The sequence below is a fragment of the Pseudomonas sp. NPDC089428 genome (genome assembly GCF_044749325.1).
Taxonomy (GTDB): Bacteria; Pseudomonadota; Gammaproteobacteria; order Pseudomonadales; family Pseudomonadaceae; genus Aquipseudomonas.
In genome coordinates, this window is record NZ_JBIVHT010000011.1 from 154,704 (window position 1) to 165,233 (window position 10,530).

The 10,530-nt window shown below is 62.6% G+C and carries 7 protein-coding genes and 1 pseudogene; 5 read left to right on the forward strand and 3 right to left on the reverse strand.

Annotated elements, in window-relative coordinates; genetic code table 11:
• The first annotated feature begins 171 nt into the window (after positions 1-171).
• The gene (locus tag ACIPZ5_RS20075) at positions 172-3,648 is read left to right on the forward strand and encodes a hybrid sensor histidine kinase/response regulator (protein WP_261941203.1); all 3,477 of its coding nucleotides are present in this window, start codon (positions 172-174) and stop codon (positions 3,646-3,648) included.
• On the opposite strand, the gene rmuC is transcribed toward ACIPZ5_RS20075, so the two are convergent.
• Both rmuC and ACIPZ5_RS20085 read right to left on the reverse strand, forming a co-directional pair.
• A complete protein-coding gene (gene rmuC / locus ACIPZ5_RS20080) occupies positions 3,620-4,993 on the reverse strand; it encodes a DNA recombination protein RmuC (protein ID WP_261944349.1) in 1,374 nt (457 codons plus the stop codon). The genes ACIPZ5_RS20075 and rmuC overlap by 29 nt on opposite strands.
• Before the next feature lie 172 nt (positions 4,994-5,165).
• Positions 5,166-5,507 (reverse strand): annotated as a pseudogene (locus ACIPZ5_RS20085) (sel1 repeat family protein); the annotation flags it as partial.
• Positions 5,508-6,465: 958 nt separating this feature from the next.
• On the opposite strand from ACIPZ5_RS20085, the gene ACIPZ5_RS20090 reads away from it, so the two are divergent.
• The 3 genes from ACIPZ5_RS20090 (at position 6,466) to ACIPZ5_RS20100 (ending at position 8,833) form a co-directional block, all read left to right on the forward strand.
• The gene (locus ACIPZ5_RS20090) at positions 6,466-6,690 is read left to right on the forward strand and encodes a hypothetical protein (RefSeq protein ID WP_012313162.1); all 225 of its coding nucleotides are present in this window, start codon (positions 6,466-6,468) and stop codon (positions 6,688-6,690) included.
• A 248-nt stretch (positions 6,691-6,938) separates the two neighbouring features.
• A complete protein-coding gene (locus ACIPZ5_RS20095; RefSeq protein WP_085675364.1) occupies positions 6,939-7,421 on the forward strand; it encodes a hypothetical protein in 483 nt (160 codons plus the stop codon).
• A gap of 146 nt (positions 7,422-7,567) precedes the next feature.
• Positions 7,568-8,833, forward strand: coding sequence for an OmpP1/FadL family transporter (locus ACIPZ5_RS20100; protein WP_261941205.1), 1,266 nt, complete (start codon positions 7,568-7,570; stop codon positions 8,831-8,833).
• A 41-nt stretch (positions 8,834-8,874) separates the two neighbouring features.
• Here ACIPZ5_RS20100 and ACIPZ5_RS20105 read toward each other — a convergent pair whose 3' ends face one another.
• Complete coding sequence (locus ACIPZ5_RS20105) at positions 8,875-9,804, reverse strand: LysR family transcriptional regulator (protein WP_400810270.1); 930 nt, start codon at positions 9,802-9,804, stop codon at positions 8,875-8,877.
• Positions 9,805-9,918: 114 nt separating this feature from the next.
• Here ACIPZ5_RS20105 and ACIPZ5_RS20110 point away from each other — a divergent pair, with 114 nt between their 5' ends.
• Positions 9,919-10,179, forward strand: a complete 261-nt coding sequence (locus ACIPZ5_RS20110) for a DUF2798 domain-containing protein (protein ID WP_343598875.1) — start codon at positions 9,919-9,921, stop codon at positions 10,177-10,179.
• Positions 10,180-10,530: the final 351 nt, after the last annotated feature.

The following is a 10,530-nucleotide window of genomic DNA, read 5'->3' on the forward strand; positions in this document are numbered from 1 at the left end:
ATCTGGCGCGATCCCTGTGGGAGCGGGCTTGTCCCGCGAAGAGGCCAGTACAGGCAAACGCTGACCCTGCGACGACTCGCCGCTGCGACCATCGTCTGCGCTGACGAACCGCCGCCCGCGTGCCAGACTGATTGATCGGGACCGCGTTATCCTTTTTGCTCCGGAGTTTTCATGTCGTTGTCCAGCGGGCTGATCGCCGTGGTCGCCCTGGCCTATATGGCCGTCATGTTCGCCATCGCCTTCTACGGCGACCGCCGCAGCACACCGTTGCCGCCGCGTCTGCGTGCGTGGGTGTACAGCCTGTCGCTGGCAGTGTACTGCACCAGCTGGACGTTCTTCGGCGCAGTCGGCCAGGCCGCCGAACAGCTTTGGGCGTTCCTGCCGATCTACCTCGGGCCGATCCTGCTGCTGATCTTCGCGCCCTGGGTGCTGCAGAAGATGGTGCTGATCAGCAAACAGCAGAACATCACCTCGATCGCCGACTTCATCGCCGCACGCTACGGCAAGTCGCAGTCCCTGGCCGTGGTGGTGGCGCTGATCTGCCTGGTCGGCGTGCTGCCTTACATCGCCCTGCAGCTCAAAGGCATCGTGCTCGGCGTCAACCTGCTGATCGGCGCCAACGCCGACGCCACCGGTACCCGCGTGCAGGACACCGCGCTGGTGGTGTCGCTGGTGCTGGCGCTGTTCGCCATCGTCTTCGGCACACGCAGCCTGGACGTCACCGAGCACCACCGTGGCATGGTCCTGGCCATCGCCTTCGAGTCACTGATCAAGCTGCTGGCGTTCCTCGCCGTGGGCGTGTTCGTGGTGTTCAACCTGTACGATGGCTTCGACGACCTGTTGACCCAGGCGCGCCAGTCGGTGCAGCTGGACAGCTACTGGCAGGAAACCATCAACTGGCCGTCGATGGTGGTGCAGACCGCCGTGGCGATGATGGCGATCATCTGCCTGCCGCGGCAGTTCCACGTCACCGTGGTGGAAAACATCGAACCCCAGGACATGCGCCTGGCGCGCTGGGTATTCCCGTTGTACCTGGCGCTGGCCGCGCTGTTCGTGGTGCCGATCGCCCTGGCCGGGCAGATGCTGCTGCCAGGAACGGTGATTTCCGATTCCTTCGTCATCAGCCTGCCGCTGGCCGAGGCGCACCCGAGCCTGGCCCTGCTGGCTTTCATCGGCGGTGCTTCGGCCGCCACCGGCATGGTCATCGTCGAGGCGGTGGCGCTGTCGACCATGGTCTCCAACGACATGCTGCTGCCGTGGCTGCTGCGCCGCACCAACGCCGAGCGGCCGTTCGAGGCATTCCGCCACTGGATGCTGTCGGTGCGCCGGGTAACCATCGTGGTGATCCTGCTGCTGGCCTATGTCAGCTACCGCCTGCTCGGCTCCACCGCGAGCCTGGCGACCATCGGCCAGATTGCCTTTGCCGCCGTCACCCAGCTGACCCCGGCCATGCTCGGCGCGCTGTACTGGAAGCAGGCCAACCGCCGCGGCGTGTTCGCCGGCCTGGCGGCGGGCATCTTCCTGTGGTTCTACACGCTGGTGCTGCCGATCATCGCCCATAGCCTGGGCCTGTCGCTCGGGCTGTTCCCGGGCCTGGCCTGGCTGCACGGCAACCCGCTCGACCTGCCGATCAGCCCGTTGACCCAGGGCGTGGTGCTGTCGCTGGCGGGCAACTTCACCTTGTTCGTGTGGGTGTCGATGCTGTCGCGCACCCGCGTGTCGGAACACTGGCAGGCAGGCCGCTTCATCGGCCAGCAGACCAGCGCCCGGCCCAGCAGCAAACCATTGCTGGCGGTGCAGATCGATGACCTGCTCAACCTGGCCTCGCGCTTCGTTGGTGAAGAACGCGCACGGCAGAGTTTCATTCGCTTTGCCTACCGCCAAGGCAAAGGCTTCAACCCCAACCAGAACGCCGACGGCGACTGGATCGAACACACCGAGCGCCTGCTCGCCGGCGTGCTCGGCAGCTCTTCGACCCGCGCCGTGGTCAAGGCCGCCATCGAGGGCCGCGACATGCAGCTCGAGGACGTGGTGCGCATCGCCGACGAAGCCAGCGAGGTGCTGCAGTTCAACCGCGCACTGCTGCAAGGTGCCATCGAGAACATCAACCAAGGCATCAGCGTGGTCGACCAGAACCTGCACCTGGTGGCCTGGAACCGCCGTTACCTGGAGCTGTTCAACTACCCCGACGGGCTGATCAGCGTTGGCCGGCCGATCGCCGACATCATCCGCTACAACGCCGAGCGCGGCCTGTGCGGCCCGGGTGAGGCGCAAGTTCACGTGGCGCGGCGCCTGCACTGGATGCGCCAGGGGCGCGCGCACTCTTCCGAGCGGCTGTTCCCCAACGGCCGGGTGATCGAGCTGATCGGCAACCCGATGCCCGGTGGCGGCTTCGTCATGAGTTTCACCGACATCACGCCGTTCCGCGAAGCCGAGCAGGCGCTGCGTGACGCCAACGAAAGGCTGGAGCAGCGCGTGGCCGAACGTACCCATGAGTTGTCGCAGCTCAACCAGGCACTCTCGGAAGCCAAGAGCCAGGCCGAAGCGGTGAGCAAGTCCAAGACCCGTTTCCTCGCTGCGGTCAGTCATGACCTGATGCAGCCGCTGAACGCCGCGCGGCTGTTCTCCGCCGCCCTGTCGCAACAGGCCGAAGGCATGAACGAAGAGGCCCAGCAACTGGTGCAGCACATGGACAGCTCGCTGCGCTCGGCCGAAGAGCTGATCAGCGACCTGCTGGACATCTCGCGCCTGGAAAACGGCAAGATCACCCCCGACGCCAAACCCTTCGCCCTCAACGAACTGTTCGACACCCTAGGCGCCGAGTTCAAGGTGCTGGCGGCCGAAAAGGGCCTGGAGTTCCGCCTGCGCGGCAGCCGCCTGCGGGTCGACAGCGACATGAAACTGCTGCGCCGGGTGCTGCAGAACTTCCTCACCAATGCCCTGCGCTATGGCAAGAGCCCGATCCTGCTGGGGGTGCGCCGCCAGGGGGATCATCTGTGGCTGGAGGTATGGGACCGTGGCCCGGGTATTGCCGACGACAAGCTGCAGGTGATTTTCCAGGAGTTCAAGCGCCTGGACAGCCACCAGACCCGCGCTGAAAAAGGCCTCGGCCTGGGCCTGGCGATCGCCGATGGCTTGTGCCGGGTGCTCGGCCACAAGCTGGAAGTGCGCTCGTGGCCCGGCAAGGGCACGGTATTCCGCGTCAATGTACCAATTGCCCAGCAGGCCGCAGTGGCGCCGAGCGCCCCGGTGGAGACGACGAGCCAGCCACTGGCCGGCTTGCAGGTGCTGTGCGTGGACAACGAAGACAGCATCCTGATCGGCATGAACAGCCTGCTCAGCCGCTGGGGCTGCCAGGTCTGGACCGCGCGCAACCGCGCAGAATGCGAAGCGCTGCTGGCCAAGGGCATGCGCCCGCACCTGGCGCTGGTGGACTTCCACCTGGACGACGGCGATACCGGCACCGGGCTGATGGGCTGGCTACGGACGCGCCTGGGCGAGCCGGTGCCCGGTGTGGTGATCAGTGCCGACGGCAGCAAGGAAACCTTGGCCACCGTGCATGCCGCAGGCCTGGATTACCTGGCCAAACCGGTGAAGCCGGCAGCCTTGCGCGCCCTGCTCAATCGCCATCTGAGCCTGGTTCAGTAACCGCCTCGTCGGCCAGTGCTTCGTCCGAAAGTGCTCGCTCCAGCAGCTCGGCCGGCAGGCTCTTGCTGGCGCGTGCCCCGAGCAGCTTGAGCTGCTCGCTGCGGCTGACCAGGTTGCCGCGCCCTTCACACAGTTTGTTGCGCGCTGCGGCGTAGGCCTTGTCGACCTGTTGCAGGCGGTTGCCCAGTTCGTCCAGGTCCTGGATGAACAGCACGAACTTGTCGTACAGCCACCCGGCGCGCTCGGCGATCTCGCGGGCATTCTGGCCTTGGCGCTCCTGCTTCCACAGGCTGTCGATGACCCGCAGGGTGGCCAGCAAGGTGGTCGGGCTGACAATCACGATGTGCCGGTCGAAGGCTTCCTGGAACAGGTTTGGCTCGGCCTGCAAGGCCGCCGAGAAGGCCGCCTCGATGGGCACGAACAGCAGCACGAAATCCAGGCTGTGCAAGCCTTCGAGGCGGTTGTAGTCCTTGCTCGACAGGCCTTTGACGTGGTTGCGCAGCGATTGCACGTGCTGCTTGAGTGCGGCGTCGTCGTTGCTGCCGACAAATTGCTGGTAGGCGGTAAGGCTGACCTTGGCATCGACCACCACCTGCTTGTCACCGGGCAGCATGATCAGCACGTCAGGCTGGAAGCGCTCGCCATCGGCGCTCTTCAGGCTGACCTGGGTCTGGTACTCGCGGCCTTTCTCCAGGCCGGCATGTTCCAGCACCCGCTCGAGAATCAGCTCGCCCCAGTTGCCCTGGGTTTTCTGGCCCTTGAGTGCCTGGGTGAGGTTGGTGGCCTCGTCGGACAGGCGCAGGTTGAGTTGCTGCAGGCGCTCCAGCTCCTTGCCCAACGAGAAGCGCTCGCGGGCTTCCTGCTGGTAGCTTTCCTCGACGCGCTTCTCGAAGGCCTGGATGCGCTCCTTGAGCGGATCGAGCAACTGGCCCAGATGCTGCTGGCTGGTCTGGGCGAAGCGCTGCTCACGCTCGTCGAAGATTTTCGTGGCCAGGTCGGCGAACTGGGCGCGCAAGGTGTCACGGGCCTCCTGGAGGTCTTCCAGGCGCTGCTGATGACTGTCCTGTTGCTCTCGCAGTTCGGCCTCCAGACGCGCAGTCTGGGCCTCCAGACGACGCAGTTCGGCTTCACGAGTGGCGCGTTCGAGGTGCCAGGCGTGGGCGGCATCACGGGCGTTGTCGCGGTCGATCTGCAGCAGCTCCAGTTCACGGCCCTGGGCGGCCAGTTGGGTCTGCTTGACGGTGTTGGCTTCGCTGAGGTCGCTGACCTCGTCGCGGCTGGCATCAAGTTGCGCCTGCAGGCCGGCCAGAGCCAGTTGCGCGCTGCCCAGGCGCTCTTCGAGCAGGGCCTGCTCGCCCTGACGCGCGCCCTGGCGGCGCTGCATCTGCATGACCCAACCCAGGCAAGGCAAGGCCCCTGCCACCAAGCCCAGCAGAATGCTGGTCAGATCCACTGCCATGCTTACCCCGATCACACTATTGCGAGTGGTGTGCAGCTTATCAGTCTGCTGAGTCGGGCGCCTGTTCCGGCACATCGGCCGGGAACAGCCGCGCATACTCCAGCTGCGCGCGCCGGTCCCCGGCCCGTGCCGCCTGGCGCAGCAGTTCATGGCCGATGCGACGGTCCCGGGCATTGCCGCATTCGCGGCAGAGCATCTGCCCCAACCGGCTCTGCGCCACCACCACGCCTTCGCGCGCGGGCTGCTTGAGCAGGTGCCCGGCGATGTGCTTGACCTGCTGCTTGTCGCCCAGGCGCGGGCTGTCGAGCAACCAGAGGGCCACTTTCAGGGAAAACCGTTTGGGCGAAGGGGCTGGCGAGGCAACAGCGGGGCTGGCGAGGGATTTACCGCGAAACTTCATGACCGAACAAGAATGGCAACTCGAAAGGCGCGCCACTCTACTCCTTTTTTTCGTGCATGACCTGTCGATTTCCGGAGCATTGAAATTTTTTTTCGATGATTTTTTCTTGACGTTTTCGAGTGGGTGACTGGCTGGTCGGCTGATGCCTGTCGATTGTCGGACAGTTCTTTGAATTGCTGGCACGCCCGTCCTAGAGCAAGCGCTCGGGACAATCCACAGTTCCTGTGGATAACTCGGTGGACAACCCCTTCAATGAGCCCTCAAAGCCCCGTGAAATGGGGCCTACAGTCAAACTGACGATTTTTTCACCAGCTAAAATTAGTGTTTTTTTTCATTGACTTAAGGTGCCAGTCAAGTCATTGGCGAGCCCGAACGGGGCTGTTGCCGAGCTGTTACAAGTCACGCCTCGAATGTGAACAAGTGCACCGAAAGCCTGCGTTTGGATGCACGAAATTGGCACATCGGGCCGGTTGGAGGCCAGTTGCCCCCTCTTCACATGAGAACAAAGACGCGCCATACTGCGCGGCTCGCCTCAAGAAATGTACAACGCTTGCAATGCCCGCACATTTTCGGTAAGGTTCGCTCCGTTAGTACCCAAGCTGAAAGTCAATTCTGGCCAAAAGCGTCCTTGCAGCCCACTCGCTCTCCCGAACGATCGCTGCTGAAACCAGGACCGGCCCACTCGATGATTCCCTCGCCAGCCCAGCGCTGTTCAAGCACGAATCAAACGGAAGATTGATCAGGATTCCACCCCGATGGCCTAGAACCTTGGCCCCGGCGTGCTGCCTGCCTTCTGAAGTACCTACCAGTCAGCCCCAGCGCCCACACATTGATTGCGCTCTCTCTGGCTGCCCTGTTCCAGTCAGGTTCGTTCGTCCCTTAATAAAGGCGTCACTGGAACGTTTCTATCATGCACGGATCATAAACCCCGTGTTTAAAGCAGGAACATCCAAACAATATGCAAACTCATCATCAAATTCAGGCTGCCATTGGCACCCTCTCCCAGGCCTTCTCGCCGTTGAAGTGCCTGATCACTGCCCCACGCAAGGGCAACTTCAGCTTCACCCTGGTGGACGAACACGGCGTCGCCTGCCACACCGAACGCCTGTACCCCGAACAGTACAGCCGCTCGGAACCGCTGCAGGCAGTGATCGCCCGCACGCGCCAATCGCTCACCGCGTGAGTGGCGAATATCGTGGCATTCAAGGCCTGAATGGCACCTGCCGCGAGCTGCCTGATCGTTCTTGGCCTAATTGCCGCAGGGCATATAGCGCCGAGAAGCAGGCAGCAATCGATTTAAAAACAGCCCTTTACACCACGATTATCACACTACACTTCAACTCGAGCGGTCCTTACCGCTTCCGGCGGGCCTGACCAATCACCAGCTGCCAAGCTCCAGCGCCCGTCGGCCCTTTACTGCTCGAGGGCATCATGGGTATCGCGGCGAATGAATTGTGTCAGTATGTGATCCGACCAACCCTGGTCTATCTGAATCGTCATTGCGCCAGCGCCGAGGCCCTTCTGCTCGGTATCGCGGCCAGCCAATCGGCACTCGGTTCAGCCTTGCACGACCGCCGTGGCCACGGCCTCTACCGCATTGGCGAAAGCCGACACCAGGCCGTCTGGGACCACTTTCTTGCCCGCGACCCGGAACTGGCCAGCCTGGTCCGCGGCCTGGCAAGCCAGCACGCCTTCCTCGGCGGGCCGCACCTGGAGCTGACGGTGAACCTGCGCTACTCCACCGCCATCGCCTGGATGCTCATCGAAGAGCAATCCACGCCCTTGCCAGCGGCTGACGACCTGCTCGGCCTGGCACGTATCTGGCGGCAGATTTTCCACCCTCAAGGTCGCCTTCGCGACTTCACCCAGGCCTGGCAATTGTGTGTTGAGCAGAAATTGCCACAGGCGTCTTAAGAAGCGTCCTACATCAATACCGGAAAAAAGGGAATTTTGGTCGGATTGTCCTACAAAACCGCTCTATCTCCCGTGATTCAGCCTATAGCGCGGCGCGTGATTTGTTGGTAGCTTTTCGCCCCGGAGATCCCAAGGAGTTTCTAATAATGAAAAAAGCAATGCTCAAAACCTCCCTCGGCGTAGCCGTTGCTCTCGCTTCCAGCCAACTGTTCGCTGCCGGCTTCGCCCTCAACGAACAAAGCATCAGCGGCATGGGGACAGGTTTCGCGGGTCGTTCTTCCGCTGCCGAAGATGCCAGCACGGTTTATGGCAACCCTGCCGGCATGTCCCGCCTGAAGCGCCAGCAAGTGACCGTGGGGGGCGCAGCCGTCATCGCCAAGACCGACATCTCGGGCCCAGGCAGCAGCCCGCTGCCAGGCGAAACCGACGGTGACATGGTGCCAACGGTAGGGGTACCGATGGGCTACTACGTCAAGCCGCTCGATGAGCACTGGAGCGTCGGCTTCGGTGTCTACGTACCGTTCGGCCTGGTAACCGACTACGGCAGCGGCGACGCCGCACGCTACTGGGGCAAGAAGAGCCACGTCGAGGTCATCACCTTCCAGCCAACCGTCAGCTACGCCTTCAACGACGTGGTTTCGATCGGTTTTGGCCCAACCATCAACAAGATCAAGGGCGAACTGGGGTCGAACACCATCAACCCGCGCTCTCCTGGCGTCAATGATGGCGAAGTGAAGATCAAGGGCGACGACACTGCCGTCGGCTACAACGTCGGTATCCTGGTTCAGGCCACCGATCGCACTCGCCTGGGTCTGACCTACCATTCGATGGTCGACTACAAGCTCGAAGGCAATACCAAGATCAACAACGCCCTGATCGGGCCGTTCAGCGGCAGCAAGTTCGACGCCACCCTGAAGATCAAGACCCCAGAGTCGGTGGACTTCTCGGTTACCCACGAGCTGGACGACCAGTGGACCTTGTACGCAGGCAGCACCTGGACCCGCTGGAGCCGCCTGAAAGACATCACCGTCAACAACGAAGTCCCGGCACCGCTGGCCGCTCAGTTCGGCACCATCAGCGAGGAGCAGAACTGGCACGACACCTGGGCGCACGCCATTGGCGCGTCCTACAAGGTCAACAAGGAGTGGGTGCTGCGTACCGGCTTCTCCGTCGACCAGTCGCCAACCAACAACACCGACCGCTCGCCGCGCATCCCTACGGGTGATCGCAAGGCAATCAGCATTGGTGCCGGTTACAGCCCAACCGACGACATGACCATCGACGTGGCCTACTCCTACCTGTGGGAAGAGGACACCAAGGTCAACCTGGCCAGCCCGACCAAGGGCCGTTACCAGGCCAAGTACGAGAACAGCGCTCACGGTATCGGTGCTTCCCTCACCTACCGTTTCTGATTCGTACCTGCCTCAAGAAAACCGCCCTCGTGGCGGTTTTTTCATGCCCGGACTTGCCAGGTATCGCCCAAGGCATCGCGCAGGTAGTCCATGAATGCGCGCACTTTAGCGGTCATGGCGAAACGGTCGGCCACGCACAGGTAGATATCCATCGGCTCGGTCTGGGCATATGCCTGGCCGCTGCCGCTGTATTCGAACAGCGGCACCAGCGCCCCCGAGGCCAGATGTGGCCTGACGATGAACTCGGCCAACCGGGTGATTCCGCCATCATTGAGGGCCATCTGGGTCAGGGCATCGATGTCGTCGCTGATCAATACAGTGCCAAACTCCGCCTCGAAGCGCATGCCGTCGCGCACGAACCCCCAACGCAGGAATCGGCCGTCCACCGGGTAACGGAACACCAGGCAGCGGTGATCACGCAACACCTCTGGCGCGGTCGGTAGACCGCTGCTGGCGATGTAACCCGGTGACGCGCAGCAGATGAACGGGATTCGGGCGATGTGCCGCGCCAGTAGCTGGTCTTCCAGTTGCGGGGTGATGCGCAGGCTGACGTCGACGTCTTCGCGGGCGTGATTGACCTTGCGATCAGTCGTTATCAACTCTATCGAAAGCAGCGGATAGCGGGAACTGAAGGCCGGGATCAGCGGTGCCAGGACGTGGCGACCGAATGCAGACGTCGAGGCGATGCACAGCCGCCCTTGGGGCTCACTGTCGGGCGTGGTGATCGCTTGTTCGGCAAGGGCCAGGTCGCGCTCGATGTGCCTGACCCGTTCATAGTACTGGGCACCGGCAGGCGTGAGGGCCATGCTGCGGGTGGTACGGCTGAGCAGGCGCACGTGCAGGTGCCCTTCAAGGCGCGCCAGGTTCTGGCTGACCGCCGCCGGGCTGAGGCCCAGATTACGCGCGCCAGCGGCAATGCTGCCGGCTTCGACCACCTTGACGAAGCTGCGGATGGCGTTGAGCAGATCCATGGCAAGCTCTTGGATTCGTAAGAATCTCTTTATAAAGAACTCAATCCCGATGGTCTACAGCCGCGGCCTGGGGCATTGCTAACCTGCGCCCTCAGCCAACCTTCAGGAGATCGCATGAGCAATCTGTCCCACGCGCGCAGCCGGCGCAAACTAGGCCCACGCGCTACGCCATATGTGTTCGCGTTCTACATGTCTTCGATCATGGCGCTGCTGATGTGCTTCGTGATCACAGCGGCGAATGCCGGGGTGAACCCAGAGTATCTGGGCAACGTGCTGAAGGCTTATCAGCTGGCGATGCCAGTGGCATTCGTATGCGTACTGATGGTGAGGCCGGTGGTGCTAAAACTGGTGGCAATTACAGTGCACCCACACTAACCGCCCTGCCTGGCTCTCGCTCTGCTTTTGCTCTGCTTTTGCTCTGTTTTTGCTCTGCTTTTGCTTCTAAGCGCGCGGTAGTTCAGCAAACGCCGGATGCGACTTCAGGAGGCCGAACGCAGGTCTTGCGGAGGGAGGTGACGGGCATGGATGCCCGTCAAGCGCTGCGGCCCAGGATGAGCCGTTCAGCGCGGTCCTCCCGGGAGCAAGGCCGGAGTGAGGGAACCCCGGAGCGCAGCGCAGGGGCCGGATGATAGGAGCCAGCGTTTTTTGGTTACTTTTTGTCGCGTTTGACAAAAAGTGACCCGCCGTAAGGGCGGAAAGGTGACTGTGCGTCGCCATCGCAAATGA

Excerpts from the sequence above, each read along its gene's own strand:
- ACIPZ5_RS20100 (WP_261941205.1), top strand. The coding sequence starts at position 7,568 with ATGAAAAAAGCAATGCTCAAAACCTCCCTCGGCGTAGCCGTTGCTCTC.
- ACIPZ5_RS20090 (WP_012313162.1), top strand. The coding sequence starts at position 6,466 with ATGCAAACTCATCATCAAATTCAGGCTGCCATTGGCACCCTCTCCCAG.
- ACIPZ5_RS20105 (WP_400810270.1), bottom strand. The coding sequence starts at position 9,804 with ATGGATCTGCTCAACGCCATCCGCAGCTTCGTCAAGGTGGTCGAAGCC.
- ACIPZ5_RS20110 (WP_343598875.1), top strand. The coding sequence starts at position 9,919 with ATGAGCAATCTGTCCCACGCGCGCAGCCGGCGCAAACTAGGCCCACGC.
- ACIPZ5_RS20075 (WP_261941203.1), top strand. The coding sequence starts at position 172 with ATGTCGTTGTCCAGCGGGCTGATCGCCGTGGTCGCCCTGGCCTATATG.
- ACIPZ5_RS20095 (WP_085675364.1), top strand. The coding sequence starts at position 6,939 with ATGGGTATCGCGGCGAATGAATTGTGTCAGTATGTGATCCGACCAACC.